This is a genomic window from Enterobacter cloacae complex sp. P24RS (assembly GCF_014982165.1).
In the GTDB taxonomy this organism is placed as follows: domain Bacteria; phylum Pseudomonadota; class Gammaproteobacteria; order Enterobacterales; family Enterobacteriaceae; genus Enterobacter; species Enterobacter quasihormaechei.
In genome coordinates this window covers 352,753-371,295 of record NZ_JADCKU010000003.1, presented here as the reverse complement: position 1 = coordinate 371,295, position 18,543 = coordinate 352,753, and the positions used below count along the sequence as shown (strand labels likewise).

Here is an 18,543-nt window from a genome sequence, read left to right as displayed (position 1 = left end):
CGCTGCGCTTACCGGGCCTACGAAAGACCACAAAAAAGGCGCCCATTGGGCGCCTTTTGCATGTTACATCAGCGATTACTTTTTATCGCTATTCTCCAGGTTCTCAACCTGCGGCAGGCCGTTACCTGAATTCGCAGAGAGCAGGCCATTCTCAACGTAGTTGAACAGCTTCTCACGGGTATCGGTAATGTCCAGATTACGCATGGTCAGCTGGCCAATACGATCGTCCGGCGAGAAGACTGAATCACCTTTCTCCATGGTCAGACGCTCTGCTTTATAGGTCAGGTTGTCAGACACGGTATTCAGGATGGAGTAATCATTACCGCGACGCAGTTCCAGCGTCACTTCGCCGGTGATAGCACTCGCCACCCAACGTTGCAGGGCGTCACGCAGCATCAGGGCCTGCGGATCGAACCAGCGACCCTGATACAGCAGTTTGCCCAGCTGGCGACCATGAGAATGATACTGCTCAATGGTGTCTTCGTTGTGAATGCCGGTCAGCAGGCGCTCATAAGCGATGTGCAGCAGCGCCATCCCCGGAGCTTCGTAAATGCCACGGCTTTTCGCTTCGATGATACGGTTTTCGATCTGATCGCTCATGCCCAGACCGTGACGGCCGCCGATGCGATTGGCTTCCAGCATCAGCTCAACATCGTCGGAAAAAGTTTTGCCGTTCAGGGCAACCGGATGACCACGTTCGAAACGCACGGTCACTTCTTCTGCCGGGATCTTCACGCTTTCGTCCCAGAACTTCACACCCATAATCGGGTTAACAATTTTTACGCTGGAGTTGAGGAATTCCAGATCTTTCGCTTCGTGCGTCGCACCCAGCATGTTGGAGTCGGTTGAGTAGGCTTTCTCAACGGACATTTTGTAGTCGAAGCCGCAGGCAATCATAAATTCGGACATTTCATGACGGCCACCCAGCTCGTCGATGAAGTCGGTATCCAGCCACGGCTTGTAAATCTGCAATTCAGCGTTGGTCAGCAGGCCGTAACGATAGAAACGTTCAATATCGTTGCCTTTATAGGTGCTACCGTCACCCCAGATGTTCACGCCATCTTCTTTCATGGCGGCGACCAGCATGGTGCCGGTGACGGCTCGGCCCAGCGGAGTGGTGTTGAAATAGGTCAGGCCGCCGGTGGTGTTATGGAATGCACCGCACTGGATAGCGGCAATGCCTTCGGCAACCAACTGCTTACGGCAGTCAATCAGACGTGCGTTCTCTGCGCCATATTCCATGGCACGACGAGGGATCGCGTCATAATCTTCCTCGTCCGGCTGACCCAGGTTCGCTGTATATGCATAAGGAACCGCTCCCTTCTGGCGCATCCACAGCAGTGCAGCGCTGGTATCCAGGCCGCCAGAAAAAGCGATGCCAATACGTTGTCCTACCGGGAGATGCTTGAGAATCGTCGTCATAGAATAAAACCCTGCTTGATTGACTGATGAGAGATCGCTTTCGTTCTCTTGTGCATTTTTATGCAAAATAAGTGAGTATTCATTTAATCATCTTTTGGCGAAGACCGGAAGAGATGCGTGCGTTTTTTGTAAAAATTTTGGTCTAAACGATCTGGCGGAAGCCGGGTTGACAGGTGGGGTCAACTATCAATATACTGAACGCCGATTTTACGTCCCGTCTTCGGTACCAAATCCCAGCATTATTTGCAAATTCTGTCCAAAACGCGTAGAATTTGCCACGTTTCAGGCGCGGGGTGGAGCAGCCTGGTAGCTCGTCGGGCTCATAACCCGAAGGTCGTCGGTTCAAATCCGGCCCCCGCAACCAATTTCCTATAAAGTTCTTTTTCAAATATACTGTGAAGACTTAGAGCCTTCGTAGCTGGATTTGAAAAAATTCTTTCGGAGAGTGCTCCAGGCCACAGTTGTGGCTATAGGGTTCAGTTATCTAAAGCCCCGATTTATCGGGGTTTTTTGTTATCTGACTACAGAATAACTGGGCTTTACGCCCTTTTTTTATGTCTTGGGGGTGGGCTTGTCCACATTAGAGCAAAAATTAACAGAGATGATTACTGCACCGGTCGAAGCACTGGGCTACGAACTGGTCGGCATCGAATTCGTTCGCGGCCGCACATCGACGCTGCGCATCTATATTGATAGTGAAGATGGCATCAATGTTGATGATTGTGCTGATGTTAGCCACCAGGTGAGTGCGGTTCTTGACGTTGAAGACCCGATTACCGTTGCGTACAACCTGGAAGTTTCCTCACCTGGCCTCGATCGCCCGATGTTCACGGCCGAGCACTATGTGCGCTTTACCGGTGAAGAAGTGGCTCTGGTTCTGCGTATGGCCGTACAGAACCGCCGTAAATGGCAGGGAATTATCAAAGCCGTTGATGGTGAAATGATCACGGTGACAGTCGAAGGCAAAGATGAAGTGTTCGCGCTGAGTAATATCCAGAAGGCGAACCTGGTTCCCCACTTTTAACAGTCTGGATTGAGGTGAAAAGCCCGCGATGAACAAAGAAATTTTGGCTGTTGTTGAAGCCGTCTCCAACGAGAAATCACTGCCGCGTGAGAAGATTTTCGAAGCGCTGGAAAGTGCACTGGCTACAGCAACCAAGAAAAAATACGAACAAGAGATCGATGTTCGCGTAGAAATCGATCGTAAAAGCGGTGACTTCGATACATTCCGTCGTTGGGTAATCGTTGAAGAAGTGACCCAGCCGACCAAAGAGATCACCCTGGAAGCGGCACGTTTTGAAGACGAAAGTCTGAACGTGGGTGACTACGTTGAAGATCAGATCGAATCTGTTACCTTCGACCGTATCACCACCCAGACCGCGAAGCAGGTTATCGTGCAGAAAGTGCGCGAAGCCGAGCGCGCGCTGGTTGTCGATCAGTTCCGCGATCAGGAAGGCGAAATCATCACCGGCGTGGTGAAGAAAGTGAACCGCGACAACATCTCTCTGGAGATCAAATCCGAAGGGATGCCGGGTAACGCTGAAGCCGTGATCCTGCGTGAAGACATGCTGCCGCGTGAAAACTTCCGCCCAGGCGACCGTATCCGTGGTGTGCTGTATGCCGTACGCCCTGAAGCGCGTGGTGCACAGCTGTTCGTGACCCGTTCTAAACCAGAAATGCTGGTTGAACTGTTCCGTATCGAAGTGCCGGAAATCGGCGAAGAAGTTATCGAAATCAAAGCGGCGGCCCGCGATCCGGGTTCCCGTGCGAAAATTGCGGTGAAAACCAACGACAAGCGTATCGACCCGGTCGGTGCTTGCGTCGGTATGCGCGGCGCACGCGTTCAGGCGGTTTCTACCGAACTGGGCGGCGAGCGCATTGATATCGTTCTGTGGGACGACAACCCGGCGCAGTTCGTGATCAACGCAATGGCTCCGGCTGATGTGGCGTCTATCGTTGTTGACGAAGACAAACACACCATGGATATCGCTGTAGAAGCGGGCAACCTGGCGCAGGCGATTGGCCGTAACGGTCAGAACGTACGTCTGGCGTCACAGCTGAGCGGCTGGGAACTCAACGTCATGACCGTTGATGACCTTCAGGCCAAGCATCAGGCTGAAGCCCACGCGGCGATCGATACCTTCACCAAATACCTGGACATTGACGAAGACTTCGCCACTGTGCTGGTTGAAGAAGGTTTCTCAACGCTGGAAGAACTGGCCTACGTGCCAATGAAAGAGCTGCTGGAAATTGACGGTCTGGATGAACCAACCGTTGAAGCCCTGCGTGAACGCGCTAAAAACGCACTGACCACCCTGGCACTGGCTCAGGAAGAAAGCCTTGGCGATAAGAAGCCGGCTGATGACCTGCTGAATCTGGAAGGTCTTGATCGTGCGATTGCGTTCAAGCTGGCTGCCCGTGGTGTTTGTACGCTGGAAGATCTCGCTGAGCAAGGCGTTGATGACCTGGCTGATATCGAAGGTTTAACCGACGAGAAAGCCGGCGAACTCATCATGGCCGCACGTAATATTTGCTGGTTCGGCGACGAAGCGTAATAAACTGTAGCAGGAAGGAACAGCATGACTGATGTAACTGTAAAATCGCTGGCTGCTGAGATTCAGACCTCCGTGGACCGCCTGGTACAGCAATTTGCTGATGCAGGGATCCCGAAGTCCGCTGATGACTCGGTGACCGCGCAAGAAAAACAAACCTTGTTATCGCACCTGAACCGTGAACACGGCTCAACGCCTGACAAGTTAACGCTACAGCGTAAAACGCGTAGCACGTTGAACATCCCTGGTACCGGTGGCAAAAGCAAGTCGGTACAAATCGAAGTCCGCAAGACGCGCACCTTTGTAAAACGTGATCCGCAAGAGGCAGAACGCCTTGCCGCGGAAGAGCAGGCACAGCGTGAAGCGGAAGAACAAGCTCAGCGTGAGGCAGAAGCCACTGCCAAACGTGAAGCAGAATTAAAAGCTGAACGTGAGGCCGCAGAAAAAGCGAAACGCGACGCCGGTGAAAAAGCGAAGCGTGACGCTGCGGAAAAAGACAAAGTGAGCAATCAACAGACCGACGAAATGACCAAAACTGCCCAGGCTGAAAAAGCCCGCCGTGAAAATGAAGCTGCCGAGCTGAAGCGTAAAGCGGAAGAAGAAGCCCGCCGCAAGCTTGAAGAAGAAGCTCGCCGCGTCGCCGAAGAAGCGCGTCGCATGGCAGAAGAAAACGAGAAGAACGGCGTGAATACCGCTGAACCAACTGAAGACACCAGCGATTATCACGTCACTACCTCTCAGCATGCGCGTCAGGCAGAAGACGACAACGACCGTGAGGTTGAAGGTGGTCGTAGCCGTACCCGCAGTGCAAAAGCGGCGCGTCCTGCGAAAAAAGGTAACAAACACGCTGAATCTAAAGCTGACCGTGAAGAAGCACGTGCAGCGGTTCGCGGTGGAAAAGGCGGCAAGCGTAAAGGTTCCGCTCTCCAGCAGGGCTTCCAGAAGCCTGCTCAGGCCGTTAACCGTGACGTTGTGATCGGTGAAACCATCACCGTTGGCGAACTGGCTAACAAGATGGCGGTGAAAGGCTCTCAGGTCATCAAAGCGATGATGAAACTGGGCGCAATGGCCACCATCAACCAGGTCATCGACCAGGAAACCGCACAGCTGGTTGCCGAAGAGATGGGCCACAAAGTTATCCTGCGTCGTGAAAACGAGCTGGAAGAAGCCGTCATGAGCGACCGTGACACTGGCGCAGCGGCTGAACCGCGCGCACCGGTTGTGACCATTATGGGTCACGTTGACCATGGTAAAACCTCTCTGCTTGACTACATTCGTTCTACTAAGGTTGCCTCCGGCGAAGCGGGTGGTATTACCCAGCACATCGGTGCTTACCACGTAGAAACCGAAAACGGCATGATCACCTTCCTGGATACCCCAGGCCACGCAGCGTTTACCTCAATGCGTGCGCGTGGTGCTCAGGCAACGGATATCGTTGTCCTGGTTGTTGCTGCCGACGATGGCGTGATGCCACAGACCATTGAAGCTATCCAGCACGCGAAAGCGGCGCAGGTGCCTCTGGTTGTTGCAGTCAACAAAATCGATAAGCCAGAAGCCGATATGGATCGCGTGAAGAACGAACTATCCCAGTACGGCGTTATGCCGGAAGAGTGGGGCGGTGAAGCGCAGTTCATCCCTGTATCTGCAAAAGCGGGTACCGGTATAGACGACCTGCTGAACGCCATCCTGCTTCAGGCTGAAGTTCTGGAGCTGAAAGCGGTTCGTAAAGGTATGGCGAGCGGCGCGGTAATCGAATCCTTCCTGGATAAAGGTCGTGGTCCGGTTGCAACCGTTCTGGTTCGCGAAGGTACTCTGCACAAGGGCGACATCGTTCTGTGTGGCTTCGAGTACGGTCGCGTTCGTGCGATGCGTAACGAACTGGGTCAGGAAGTGCTGGAAGCGGGTCCGTCCATTCCAGTGGAAATCCTCGGCCTGTCCGGCGTACCTGCTGCCGGTGACGAAGTGACCGTCGTTCGTGACGAGAAGAAAGCGCGTGAAGTGGCTCTGTATCGTCAGGGTAAATTCCGTGAAGTGAAGCTGGCTCGTCAGCAGAAATCTAAACTCGAGAACATGTTCGCCAACATGACCGAAGGCGAAGTTCACGAAGTGAACATCGTTCTGAAAGCGGACGTTCAGGGCTCTGTGGAAGCGATCTCCGACTCCTTGCTGAAACTGTCTACCGACGAAGTGAAAGTGAAGATCATCGGTTCTGGCGTAGGTGGTATCACCGAAACCGACGCAACCCTGGCAGCCGCGTCCAACGCTATCCTGGTTGGCTTCAACGTTCGTGCTGATGCTTCTGCGCGTAAAGTGATTGATGCTGAAAGCCTGGATCTGCGTTACTACTCCGTCATCTATAACCTGATTGACGAAGTGAAAGCAGCGATGAGCGGCATGCTGTCTCCTGAGCTGAAACAGCAGATCATCGGTCTGGCTGAAGTACGTGACGTGTTCAAATCACCGAAATTCGGTGCGATCGCGGGCTGTATGGTTACCGAAGGGACCATCAAGCGTCACAACCCAATCCGCGTACTGCGTGACAACGTGGTTATCTACGAAGGCGAGCTGGAATCCCTGCGCCGCTTCAAAGATGACGTTAACGAAGTCCGTAACGGCATGGAATGTGGTATCGGCGTGAAGAACTACAACGACGTTCGCGTTGGCGATATGATCGAAGTGTTCGAGATCATCGAAATTCAGCGTACCATCGCGTAATCTTCTTCAACTGAAGATTAACTAGCGTAGACCGGGTAAGCGAAGCGCCACCCGGCAATAATTTTAAAAAGGGGCTTAAGCCCCTTTTTTGTCTGGAGAATTTATTATGGCGAAAGAATTTGGTCGCCCTCAGCGCGTCGCGCAGGAGATGCAGAAAGAGATCGCTCTCATTCTGCAACGTGAAATCAAAGATCCACGCGTGGGAATGATGACCACCGTGTCTGGCGTGGAAATGTCCCGCGACCTGGCGTATGCCAAAGTGTTCGTGACGTTCCTGAATGATCAGGATGAAGACGCCGTGAAGAACGGCATTAAAGCGTTGCAGGAAGCCTCTGGTTTCATCCGCTCTCTGCTTGGCAAAGCGATGCGCCTGCGTATCGTGCCGGAGCTGACCTTCTTCTACGACAACTCGCTGGTCGAAGGTATGCGTATGTCCAACCTGGTGACCAGCGTGGTGAAGCATGACGACGAGCGTCGTGTTAACCCGGCGGACGACAGCAAGGAGGACTGATGAGTCGTCCTCGTCGTCGCGGTCGTGACGTGCATGGCGTGCTGTTGCTGGATAAACCGCAGGGCGCATCCAGCAACGACGTGCTGCAAAAAGTGAAGCGTATTTATAACGCCAACCGCGCGGGGCACACCGGCGCGCTGGATCCGCTGGCTACCGGTATGCTGCCAATCTGCCTGGGGGAAGCGACAAAGTTTTCCCAGTACCTGCTGGATTCCGATAAGCGCTACCGCGTGATTGCCAGACTGGGCCAGCGCACGGATACCTCCGATGCAGACGGTCAGGTGGTGGAAGAGCGCCCGGTAACCTTCAGCGCAGAGCAGCTGGAAGCCGCGCTGGAGAGCTTCCGTGGTGACACGATGCAGGTGCCGTCGATGTATTCGGCGCTGAAATATCAGGGCAAGAAGCTCTACGAATATGCGCGCCAGGGCATTGACGTTCCGCGCGAGGCCCGCCCGATTACCGTGTATGAGCTGCTGTTCATTCGCCACGAAGGTGACGAGCTGGAGCTGGAGGTCCACTGTTCGAAAGGGACCTACATTCGCACCATCATTGACGACCTCGGTGAAAAGCTGGGCTGCGGCGCGCACGTGATTTATCTGCGTCGTCTGGCCGTCAGCAAATATCCGGTCGAACGCATGGTGACGCTTGAGCATCTGCGCGCGCTGGTTGAACAGGCGGAAGCACAGGGAATTGCGCCGGCAGATCTGCTGGATCCGCTGCTGATGCCAATGGACAGCCCGGCAGTGGACTTCCCGGTTGTTAATCTTCCTTTAACATCGTCCGTTTACTTTAAGAACGGAAACCCGGTCCGCACAACGGGGGCGCCGCTTGATGGCCTGGTTCGCGTGACGGAAGGGGATGAAGGCAAGTTTATCGGTATGGGCGAAATGGACGGTGAAGGGCGCGTGGCGCCGCGTCGTCTGGTCGTCGACTATCCGGTCGAAGCATGACGGTGATAACGCCTCACCTTGCGATAAGCAGGGGAGACGAGTAGAATATCGCCGCTTAACGCCTGGTAAATTGTTTAACAATTTGCGGGGCGTACATGGGATAGCTGAATTAGAGATCGGCATCCTTACATTCTTTATACTTTGGAGTTTGAAAATGTCTCTAAGCGTTGAAGCTAAAGCTAAAATCGTTTCTGAGTTTGGTCGTGGTACTAACGACAGCGGTTCTACCGAAGTTCAGGTTGCACTGCTGACTGCACAGATTAACCACCTGCAAGGTCACTTTGCAGAGCACAAAAAAGATCACCACAGCCGTCGTGGTCTGCTGCGCATGGTTTCTCAGCGTCGTAAACTGCTCGACTACCTGAAGCGTAAAGATGTTGCACGCTACACCGCGCTGATCGAGCGTCTGGGTCTGCGTCGCTAATTCTTGCGAGTTTCAGAAAAGGGGGCCTGATGGCCCCTTTTTTCAACCAGACGGCAGCAATTCAATGGAAACTATTGTATTGTTGCTATAAATGATCTTCATTGCAGAGGTTCGCGCGGCTAATGAGAGGCTTCACCCAGGGGGGTGTCGGTTGTCATTAGTCGCGAGGATGCGAAGAAGGTCGGGTTAAATCGTCAGCACACCAGAGGTGTGCTGACAATCATTTAAGAAAGGACAGAATTTTGCTGAATCCGATCGTACGTAAATTCCAGTATGGCCAACATACCGTCACGCTGGAAACCGGCATGATGGCGCGTCAGGCGACTGCTGCCGTTATGGTAAGCATGGATGACACCGCGGTATTCGTTACCGTAGTTGGCCAGAAAAAAGCTAAACCAGGTCAGGACTTCTTCCCGCTGACCGTTAACTACCAGGAGCGTACCTACGCTGCCGGTAAAATCCCGGGTGGCTTCTTCCGTCGTGAAGGCCGTCCAAGCGAAGGCGAAACCCTGATTGCGCGTCTGATTGACCGCCCGGTTCGTCCGCTGTTCCCGGAAGGCTTCGTTAACGAAGTGCAGGTTATCGCCACCGTTGTTTCCGTTAACCCACAGGTTAACCCGGACATCGTTGCGATGATCGGTGCCTCTGCGGCCCTGTCACTGTCTGGTATTCCATTCAATGGCCCAATCGGTGCCGCACGCGTCGGTTACATCAACGACCAGTACGTGCTGAACCCAACTCAGGAAGAGCTGAAAGAGAGTAAGCTGGACCTGGTTGTCGCCGGTACTGAAGCCGCGGTGCTGATGGTTGAATCCGAAGCTGAACTGCTGAGCGAAGATCAGATGCTGGGCGCTGTGGTGTTCGGTCACGAGCAGCAGCAGGTTGTTATCCAGAACATCAACGACCTGGTGAAAGAAGCCGGTAAACCACGTTGGGACTGGCAGCCAGAAGCGGCCAACGACGCGCTGAACGCACGCGTTGCGGCACTGGCAGAATCTCGTCTGAGCGATGCATACCGCATCACCGACAAACAGGAGCGTTACGCTCAGGTTGATGCGATCAAATCTGAAGTAACCGCGACCCTAGTTGCCGAAGACGAAACGCTGGACGCTAACGAAATTGGCGAAATCCTGCACGCTATCGAGAAAAACGTTGTTCGTAGCCGCGTACTGGCAGGCGAGCCGCGTATCGATGGCCGTGAAAAAGACATGATTCGTGGTCTGGACGTGCGCACTGGCGTACTGCCGCGTACTCACGGTTCTGCGCTGTTCACCCGTGGTGAAACGCAGGCGCTGGTTACCGCGACCCTGGGTACCGCACGTGACGCACAGATCATCGATGAACTGATGGGCGAGCGCACTGACAGCTTCCTGTTCCACTATAACTTCCCTCCGTACTCTGTGGGCGAGACCGGTATGGTTGGCTCACCGAAGCGTCGTGAAATTGGTCACGGTCGTCTGGCGAAGCGCGGCGTGCTGGCAGTGATGCCAGAAGCAGACAAATTCCCGTACACCGTGCGCGTAGTGTCTGAAATCACCGAATCCAACGGTTCTTCTTCCATGGCTTCCGTGTGTGGTGCTTCTCTGGCGCTGATGGATGCAGGTGTGCCAATCAAAGCCGCCGTTGCGGGTATCGCAATGGGTCTGGTGAAAGAAGGCGACAACTTCGTTGTTCTGTCTGACATTCTGGGTGACGAAGACCACCTGGGCGATATGGACTTCAAAGTGGCGGGTTCCCGCGACGGTATCTCTGCCTTGCAGATGGATATCAAAATTGAAGGTATCACCAAAGAGATCATGCAGGTTGCTCTGAACCAGGCTAAAGGTGCGCGTCTGCACATCCTGGGCGTGATGGAACAGGCGATTAACGCGCCGCGTGGCGACATTTCTCAGTTCGCTCCACGTATCCACACCATCAAGATCAATCCAGACAAAATCAAAGACGTTATCGGTAAGGGCGGTTCTGTTATCCGCGCGCTGACCGAAGAGACTGGCACCACCATCGAAATCGAAGATGACGGTACTGTGAAGATCGCAGCAACCGACGGCGAGAAAGCGAAATTCGCTATCCGTCGCATCGAAGAGATCACCGCAGAAATCGAAGTGGGCCGTATCTATGCAGGTAAAGTGACCCGTATCGTTGACTTTGGCGCATTCGTTGCCATCGGCGGTGGTAAAGAAGGTCTGGTTCACATCTCTCAGATCGCTGACAAGCGCGTTGAGAAGGTGACCGACTACCTGCAAATGGGTCAGGAAGTACCGGTGAAAGTTCTGGAAGTTGACCGCCAGGGCCGTATCCGTCTGAGCATTAAAGAAGCAACCGAGCAGTCTCAGCCTACTGCGGCGCCGGAAGCTCCGGCTGCTGAACAGCAAGGCGAGTAAGGTTGCCCTTTGCCCTCCGCGCTGGCGGAGGGCTTATTATCAGGCAGGACGCCTTGTTAAGCCGCCGGGGGACAGGACGTTCATCCAATAGTTGTCTTCGGGAGTGGGAAATGAAGCCTTTTTTGCGCTGGTGTTTCGTTGCGACAGCTTTAACGCTGGCAGGATGCAGCAACTCTGCCTGGCGTAAGAGCGAAGTCCTCGCAGTGCCATTGCAACCGACTTTGCAGCAGGAAGTGATTCTGGCACGCATGGAACAAATACTTGCCAGTCGGGCTTTAACCGATGACGAACGCGCACAGCTTTTATATGAGCGCGGAGTGTTGTATGATAGTCTCGGTCTGAGGGCACTGGCGCGAAATGATTTTTCACAAGCGCTGGCGATTCGACCTGATATGCCTGAAGTATTCAACTACTTAGGCATTTATTTAACGCAGGCAGGCAATTTTGATGCTGCCTATGAAGCGTTTGATTCTGTACTTGAGCTTGATCCAACTTACAACTACGCGCACTTGAATCGCGGTATCGCATTGTATTACGGCGGTCGTGATAAGTTAGCGCAAGATGATCTGCTGGCGTTTTATCAAGACGATCCTAATGATCCTTTCCGCAGCCTGTGGCTTTACATCGTTGAGCAGAAGCTTGATGAGAAGCAGGCCAAAGAAGCACTACAACAGCGCTTCGAGAAATCGGATAAGGAACAGTGGGGATGGAACATTGTCGAGTTCTACCTGGGCAACATTAGCGAAGCAACGCTGATGGAACGCCTCAAGGCGGACGCAACGGATAACACCTCGCTCGCTGAGCATCTCAGTGAAACCAACTTCTATTTAGGTAAGTACTACCTAAGTCTGGGGGATATGGACAGCGCTACGGCACTGTTCAAATTAGCGGTTGCTAACAACGTACATAACTTCGTTGAGCACCGTTATGCATTGTTGGAATTATCGCTCTTGGGCCAGGAGCAAGACGACCTGGCAGAATCGGACCAGCAATAGCTGACGACATAAACATCAGCCCGTAATCTTTTTGATTGCCATCACCTTCACTGGTGAGGGCGTTGTTGTTCGTCAATACACCTAATTTGAGCCGGTTCACACTTTTCAATGAAAATTGCTAATCATTTTCACGATGAGCTAAGTAGACTGGCCGCCATTAATATCGAGGCACTTGTACTACATGGCTGAATTCGAAACCACTTTTGCAGATCTGGGCCTGAAGGCTCCTATCCTTGAAGCCCTTAACGATCTGGGTTACGAAAAACCATCTCCGATCCAGGCTGAGTGTATCCCACACCTGCTTTCTGGTCGTGACGTGCTGGGCATGGCCCAGACTGGTAGCGGTAAAACCGCAGCATTCTCGCTGCCGCTGCTGAACAACATTGATCCGGACCTGCGTGCACCGCAGATCCTCGTCCTGGCTCCAACCCGTGAACTGGCTGTTCAGGTTGCTGAAGCAATGACGGAATTCTCTAAACATATGCGCGGCGTAAACGTGGTAGCCCTGTACGGCGGCCAGCGTTATGACGTGCAGTTACGCGCCCTGCGCCAGGGTCCACAGATCGTTGTCGGTACGCCGGGCCGTCTGCTGGATCACCTGAAGCGCGGTACGCTGGATCTCTCTAAGCTGAGCGGTCTGGTACTGGATGAAGCCGATGAAATGCTGCGTATGGGCTTCATCGAAGACGTAGAAACCATCATGGCGCAGATCCCGGAAGGTCATCAGACCGCTCTGTTCTCTGCAACCATGCCAGAAGCGATCCGTCGCATTACCCGCCGCTTCATGAAAGAGCCGCAGGAAGTGCGCATTCAGTCCAGCGTGACTACTCGCCCTGACATCAGCCAGAGCTACTGGTCTGTATACGGCATGCGCAAAAACGAAGCGCTGGTGCGTTTCCTGGAAGCGGAAGATTTTGATGCGGCGATTATCTTCGTGCGTACCAAAAACGCGACCCTGGAAGTGGCTGAAGCCCTGGAGCGTAGCGGCTACAACAGCGCCGCGCTGAACGGCGACATGAACCAGGCCCTGCGCGAGCAGACCCTGGAGCGTCTGAAAGACGGTCGTCTGGATATCCTGATTGCAACCGACGTGGCAGCACGTGGTCTGGACGTTGAGCGTATCAGCCTGGTTGTAAACTACGACATCCCGATGGACTCCGAGTCTTACGTTCACCGTATCGGCCGTACCGGTCGTGCAGGTCGTGCGGGCCGCGCGCTGCTGTTCGTTGAGAACCGCGAGCGTCGTCTGCTGCGTAACATCGAACGCACCATGAAGCTGACCATTCCAGAAGCTGAGCTGCCAAACGCAGAACTGCTGGGCAAACGCCGCCTGGAAAAATTCGCCGCCAAAGTACAGCAGCAGCTGGAAAGCAGCGATCTGGATCAGTACCGTGCGCTGCTGTCGCAGATCCAGCCTGTCGCTGAAGGCGAAGAGCTGGATATGGAAACCCTGGCCGCAGCACTGCTGAAAATGGCGCAGGGCGAACGTAGCCTGATCGTGCCGCCAGATGCACCGATGCGTCCTAAGCGTGAGTTCCGTGACCGTGACGATCGTTTCGAACGTCGTGGCGACCGTAACGACCGTGGTCCACGCGGCGACCGTCCAGAGCGTGGTGGTGAAGACCGTCCACGTCGCGAGCGTCGTGACGCAGGCGACATGGAACTGTATCGCATTGAAGTGGGCCGTGATGATGGTGTTGAAGTTCGTCACATCGTTGGCGCAATCGCGAACGAAGGCGACATCAGCAGCCGTTACATTGGTAACATCAAGCTGTTCGGTACCCACTCCACCATCGAGCTGCCAAAAGGCATGCCGGGCGAAGTACTGCAACACTTTACTCGCACCCGCATCCTGAACAAGCCGATGAACATGCAGCTGCTGGGCGATGCACAGCCACGTCCTGACCGCGGCGGCGAACGTCGCGGCGGTGGTCGCGGTTTCGGTGGCGAGCGTCGTGAAGGCGGTCGCAGCGAAGGTCGCGGTGGTGAAGGCCGTCGTTTCTCCGGCGAGCGCCGTGAGAACCGTGGTCCACGCCGTGAAGAAGGCGCCAGCCGTCGTCGTTTCGGTGACGCGTAAGCCTTTCGCTTCTGACGTAAAGTAAAATATACAGCCCCGATAGTTGCTATCGGGGCTTTTTTTATTCCTTTTGTACTCTTGTACTGGTACAGTGCAACACACTAACATGCAGAACCACATTTTTCACTGGAGAAAAGGCCGTATGGCAACACTAACCACCACCCAAACGTCACCTTCGCTGCTTGGCGGCGTGGTGATCATCGGCGGAACCATCATTGGTGCCGGGATGTTTTCCCTGCCTGTGGTCATGTCCGGTGCGTGGTTTTTCTGGTCGCTGGCGGCGCTGGTCTTCACCTGGTTCTGTATGCTCCATTCCGGGCTGATGATCCTTGAGGCCAACCTCAACTACCGCATCGGCTCCAGCTTTGACACCATCACCCGGGATCTGCTGGGCAAAGGCTGGAACCTGGTGAACGGCCTGTCCATCGCGTTTGTGCTCTACATTCTGACCTATGCGTACATTTCGGCGAGCGGGTCGATTTTGCATCACACCTTTTCGGAGATGTCGCTGAACGTTCCGGCGCGTCTGGCGGGGCTGTGCTTTGCGCTGGGCGTGGCGTTTATCGTCTGGATGAGCACCAAAGCGGTGAGCCGCATGACGGCGATCGTGCTGGGCGCCAAGGTCATCACCTTCTTCCTGACCTTCGGCAGCCTGCTGGGGCACGTCACGCCCGCCACGCTGTTTAACGTTGCGGAAGTGAATGCCTCCTACACGCCGTATCTGCTGATGACCCTGCCGTTCTGTCTGGCGTCGTTCGGCTACCACGGCAACGTGCCGAGCCTGATGAAGTACTACGGCAAGGATCCGCGCACCATTGTGAAATGCCTGGTCTACGGCACGCTGCTGGCGCTTGGGCTGTATGTGATTTGGCTGCTGGGGACAATGGGCAACATCCCGCGCCCGGAGTTTATCGGCATTGCACAGAAGGGCGGTAACATTGATGTGCTGGTGCAGGCTCTGAGCGGCGTACTGAACAGCCGGAGTCTGGATCTGCTGCTGGTGGTCTTCTCCAACTTTGCCGTGGCGAGCTCATTCCTCGGCGTGACGCTGGGCCTGTTTGACTACCTGGCGGATCTGTTTGGCTTTGATGATTCTGCTATGGGGCGCTTCAAAACCGCGCTGCTGACCTTCCTGCCACCGATTGTCGGCGGCCTGCTGTGGCCGAACGGTTTCCTGTATGCCATCGGCTATGCCGGACTGGCGGCCACCATCTGGGCGGCGATTGTGCCGGCGCTGCTGGCACGTAAATCACGTAAACGCTTCGGCAGCCCTAAATTCCGCGTCTGGGGCGATAAACCGATGATTGCGCTGATCCTGGTCTTTGGGGTGGGTAACGCGGTGGTGCACGTGCTGTCGAGCTTTAACCTGTTGCCTGTGTACCAGTAAATCGTGCAGCCTGATCCCCTCACCCCGACCCTCTCCCACAGGGAGAGGGTGAAAACCGTAGGCCGGATAAGGCGAAGCCGCCATCCGGCAAAAAACTACCCCAGCAATTCTTCTTTCACCTGCATCGCCAAATCAAATGAGTGCAAACGCGCCTGGTGATCGAAAATCTGGCCGTTGACCATAATCTCATCCGCCTGCGTTTCACGCAGCACTGCTTCCAGCCCGTGACGCACTTTTGTCTTATCACCCACCAGCGACATGCTCAGTGCCTGCTGCACGCCATACTGCTCGGAGGCCGACCACAGCTTATGCATATTCTCCACCGGCGGCGGAAGCTGGCCCGTCTCGCCGCGGCGCAGCTTCACAAACGCCTGCTGCATGGAAGTAAACAGGAATTCCGCGTCGCGATTGCTGTCAGCGGCAATGATGTTGATACACACCATCGCGTACGGCTTCTCCAGACGCTCGGACGGTTTGAAGTTCGTACGGTAGAGGTGCAGCGCCTGATGCAGCATATCCGGCGCGAAGTGGGAGGCGAACGCGAACGGCAGCCCCAGCTGGGCGGCGAGCTGCGCGCTGTAGAGGCTTGAGCCCAACAGCCAAACCGGGATCTTCTCACCGTAGCCCGGGACCGGGCGCACGTGCGGGTTAGGATCCCGCGCGTCGAACCAGTCCACCAGCTCGGCCACATCGCGCGGGAAGTTGTCGATATCGCCGCTCATGTGGCGACGCAGGGCGCGCATGGTTGGCTGGTCGCTGCCCGGTGCGCGGCCAAGGCCTAAATCAATACGGCCCGGATAGAGGGTGTTCAGCGTCCCGAACTGCTCGGCTATCACCAGCGGGGCGTGGTTCGGCAGCATCACGCCACCGGAGCCAAGGTGCAGAGTGGTGGTATTCGCTGCCAGATAGCCAATCAGCACCGATGTAGCGGCGCTGGCGATGCCGACCATGTTGTGGTGCTCCGCCAGCCAGTAGCGGTGATAGCCCCGCTTTTCGGCCAGCTGAGCGAGATCGAGAGAGTGCGTGAAGGCTTCTCTTGCCGAGGAGCCTTGTGGGATCGGCGCCAGATCCAGCACCGAAAACGGAAGGGTTTTATCAGTCATAACAGCTCACTTTGTCGACGGTGAATCTTTAATACTGCATTAAAGTTTACTAACCGTTGTTAACAAAGTGAGCCTTTTTTACGCCTGAAGCTCCAGACCGGCGAGGCGTTTCCAGTAGCCATTACAGTCGCTGTTTGCCACAAGCGGCAGCGGCGACGCGCCGTTTTCATTGGCGCGGAAGGCGTCCAGCATCGCGAACACGCTGGTATCCAGCGGCGAAAGGCGCACCACGTCCACCAGTCCGTCCATCGACGCCAGCTCGTTGCCGAGGTTATAGACGTAACCGCTCATGGTCTGAATGCCGTTCAGAACAAACACCTGCTGATTCTCCTGCGACAGCATGCTGCGCCCGTTCGGGTACTTAATACAGCAGGTTTCGCATTCGTCTTTTGGACGATCTTCCGAGCGCGCGGTGAAGCAGCGGGCAGAGTAGGCCAGAGGCAGGTGGCCGTAGCTCAGCACTTCCACTTCAAACTTGTTGCGAATGCCCAGTTCTTCACACTGAGTGAGCAGGTTGGCCAGCCAGTCGCGGGAGAGCTCCACCGGCATACACCAGCGGGTCATTCCCTGCTTAAGCAGCAGGCGCAGGGTCACCGCGTTATAGCAGTTCAGCGCATGCCCGGCGACAAACGGCAGCTTACGTTCGGCGCACATGTTCACCACGCCCAGGTCGCTCGCCTCCAGCAGAAACTCGCCGTTCTCCACGTAGCGTTTCAGCTCGCCCAGTTCAGAGGACGCCTGTACCAACGCCAGCGTCGAGAGCACCACCTGCTTACCGCTGCCGGCGAGGCTTTTCGCCATCTCCAGCCAGTCGCCCACTTTGGTGGCGCGGCGCTTGCTGCACACCGCTTCACCGAGGTAAATCACATCGGCGCTGCTGTTAGCCGCCTGCTGGTAAAAATCTTCCAGCGTCTCTTTTGGCCAGTAGTAAAGCACCGGCCCTAATGAATATTTCATGGGTATCTCACTGCCATTTACGGTGATACGCGCCGAGCGTGGTTTGCGTGCCTTCGGACATTGCGCCGAGCGTCTCCATCCAGGCCGCCTGTGGTGCGTAGTTCTGCGGGTCTGCCATGCAGCGGTCGATGGCCTGACGCCACACCTTTGCCACCTGGCTCACGTAGGCCGGGCTACGCTGGCGGCCTTCGATTTTCACCGAGGCAATATTGGCGGCCAGCAGTTCCGGCAGCAGCTCCAGCGTGTTGAGGCTGGTGGGCTCCTCCAGCGCGTGGTAGCGTTCGCCGTCCACCAGATAGCGGCCTTTGCACAGCGTCGGGTAGCCCGCGTTTTCACCGTCCTGATAGCGGTCGATTAACACATCGTTCAGGCGCGACTCCAGACCCTGCGGCGTCTGCTGCCAGCGAACGAAGCGGGCAGGTGAGCAGGCGCCGACGGTATTGGGCGATTCCCCGGTGAGATAGGAAGAAAGATAGCAGCGTCCTTCCGCCATGATGCACAGGCTGCCGAAGGCAAAAACCTCCAGCGGTACTGGCGTGACGCGCGCCAGCTGCTTAACCTGATGAATAGAGAGCACGCGCGGCAGCACCACGCGGGCCACGTCAAAGTGTTGATGATAAAAACGTACGGCCTCTTCATTGGTGGCCGATGCCTGAACAGAGACGTGGCGCTCAATATGCGGATAACGTTCTGCCGCATACTCAAGCATGGCGAGGTCGGCCAGGATCAGCGCGTCGGCGCCCAGCTGGGCTGCCATATCCACGGCACGCTGCCAGCGGGCATAGCCATCAGGATGGGCAAAGGTATTGATGGCGATGTGCAGCTTACGGCGGTGCTGGTGAACGAAGTTGACGGCTTCCTGAAGCTTTTTCTCCGTAAAGTTAAGACCCGCAAAATGGCGGGCGTTGGTATCATCCTTCAGCCCGATATAGACCGCATCGGCCCCATTTTCGATGGCCGCCTTAAGCGCCGGAAGGTTTCCGGCAGGGCAGAGCAGCTCCATAATTTATCCCGATGTTGTCGATCGCAGGGATCGTAAAAAATGTTAACGAGCTGGGATTTTAATTAA

General features: G+C 55.3%; 15 protein-coding genes and 1 tRNA gene. 12 read left to right on the top strand and 4 right to left on the bottom strand.

Features of this window, described 5'->3' with window-relative positions; genetic code table 11:
* Nucleotides 1-75 precede the first annotated feature (75 nt).
* Nucleotides 76-1,422, bottom strand: coding sequence for an argininosuccinate synthase (gene argG / locus INF58_RS04375; protein ID WP_193527089.1), 1,347 nt, complete (start codon nucleotides 1,420-1,422; stop codon nucleotides 76-78).
* Between the two features lie 287 nt (nucleotides 1,423-1,709).
* Here argG and INF58_RS04370 point away from each other — a divergent pair.
* The 12 genes from INF58_RS04370 (at nucleotide 1,710) to mtr (ending at nucleotide 15,414) form a co-directional block, all read left to right on the top strand.
* Nucleotides 1,710-1,786, top strand: a tRNA-Met gene (locus INF58_RS04370).
* Between the two features lie 207 nt (nucleotides 1,787-1,993).
* The gene (gene rimP / locus INF58_RS04365) at nucleotides 1,994-2,446 is read left to right on the top strand and encodes a ribosome maturation factor RimP (RefSeq protein ID WP_014833432.1); all 453 of its coding nucleotides are present in this window, start codon (nucleotides 1,994-1,996) and stop codon (nucleotides 2,444-2,446) included.
* A gap of 28 nt (nucleotides 2,447-2,474) precedes the next feature.
* The gene (gene nusA / locus INF58_RS04360; protein ID WP_014885374.1) at nucleotides 2,475-3,977 is read left to right on the top strand and encodes a transcription termination factor NusA; all 1,503 of its coding nucleotides are present in this window, start codon (nucleotides 2,475-2,477) and stop codon (nucleotides 3,975-3,977) included.
* 24 nt (nucleotides 3,978-4,001) lie between these two features.
* Nucleotides 4,002-6,689 (top strand): translation initiation factor IF-2, encoded by a 2,688-nt coding sequence (gene infB, locus INF58_RS04355; protein ID WP_063451047.1) that lies wholly within the window; start codon nucleotides 4,002-4,004, stop codon nucleotides 6,687-6,689.
* Nucleotides 6,690-6,795: 106 nt separating this feature from the next.
* The gene (gene rbfA, locus INF58_RS04350) at nucleotides 6,796-7,200 is read left to right on the top strand and encodes a 30S ribosome-binding factor RbfA (RefSeq protein ID WP_003861793.1); all 405 of its coding nucleotides are present in this window, start codon (nucleotides 6,796-6,798) and stop codon (nucleotides 7,198-7,200) included.
* The gene (gene truB, locus INF58_RS04345; protein ID WP_102750620.1) at nucleotides 7,200-8,150 is read left to right on the top strand and encodes a tRNA pseudouridine(55) synthase TruB; all 951 of its coding nucleotides are present in this window, start codon (nucleotides 7,200-7,202) and stop codon (nucleotides 8,148-8,150) included. Before rbfA ends, truB begins: the two co-directional genes overlap by 1 nt.
* 154 nt (nucleotides 8,151-8,304) lie before the next feature.
* The gene (gene rpsO / locus INF58_RS04340) at nucleotides 8,305-8,574 is read left to right on the top strand and encodes a 30S ribosomal protein S15 (protein WP_003861789.1); all 270 of its coding nucleotides are present in this window, start codon (nucleotides 8,305-8,307) and stop codon (nucleotides 8,572-8,574) included.
* A 242-nt stretch (nucleotides 8,575-8,816) separates the two neighbouring features.
* Complete coding sequence (gene pnp, locus INF58_RS04335; protein ID WP_193527088.1) at nucleotides 8,817-10,955, top strand: polyribonucleotide nucleotidyltransferase; 2,139 nt, start codon at nucleotides 8,817-8,819, stop codon at nucleotides 10,953-10,955.
* A gap of 110 nt (nucleotides 10,956-11,065) precedes the next feature.
* The gene (gene nlpI, locus INF58_RS04330; protein ID WP_063451051.1) at nucleotides 11,066-11,950 is read left to right on the top strand and encodes a lipoprotein NlpI; all 885 of its coding nucleotides are present in this window, start codon (nucleotides 11,066-11,068) and stop codon (nucleotides 11,948-11,950) included.
* Between the two features lie 108 nt (nucleotides 11,951-12,058).
* Nucleotides 12,059-12,139, top strand: a complete 81-nt coding sequence (gene yrbN, locus INF58_RS04325; RefSeq protein ID WP_097397692.1) for a protein YrbN — start codon at nucleotides 12,059-12,061, stop codon at nucleotides 12,137-12,139.
* Nucleotides 12,132-14,027 (top strand): DEAD/DEAH family ATP-dependent RNA helicase, encoded by a 1,896-nt coding sequence (locus tag INF58_RS04320; protein WP_063451052.1) that lies wholly within the window; start codon nucleotides 12,132-12,134, stop codon nucleotides 14,025-14,027. Before yrbN ends, INF58_RS04320 begins: the two co-directional genes overlap by 8 nt.
* Nucleotides 14,028-14,169: 142 nt before the next feature.
* Entirely contained in the window at nucleotides 14,170-15,414 is a 1,245-nt protein-coding gene (gene mtr / locus INF58_RS04315; RefSeq protein WP_193527087.1) for a tryptophan permease, read from the top strand.
* 95 nt (nucleotides 15,415-15,509) lie between these two features.
* On the opposite strand, the gene INF58_RS04310 is transcribed toward mtr, so the two are convergent.
* From INF58_RS04310 to INF58_RS04300, 3 genes are all read right to left on the bottom strand, one after another.
* Nucleotides 15,510-16,517, bottom strand: coding sequence for a luciferase-like monooxygenase (locus INF58_RS04310; RefSeq protein WP_193527086.1), 1,008 nt, complete (start codon nucleotides 16,515-16,517; stop codon nucleotides 15,510-15,512).
* Nucleotides 16,518-16,595: 78 nt separating this feature from the next.
* Nucleotides 16,596-17,474, bottom strand: a complete 879-nt coding sequence (locus tag INF58_RS04305) for a U32 family peptidase (protein WP_193527085.1) — start codon at nucleotides 17,472-17,474, stop codon at nucleotides 16,596-16,598.
* A 7-nt stretch (nucleotides 17,475-17,481) separates the two neighbouring features.
* Nucleotides 17,482-18,477: a peptidase U32 family protein gene (locus INF58_RS04300; RefSeq protein ID WP_063451056.1), complete on the bottom strand. Its 996-nt coding sequence runs from the start codon at nucleotides 18,475-18,477 to the stop codon at nucleotides 17,482-17,484.
* Nucleotides 18,478-18,543: the final 66 nt, after the last annotated feature.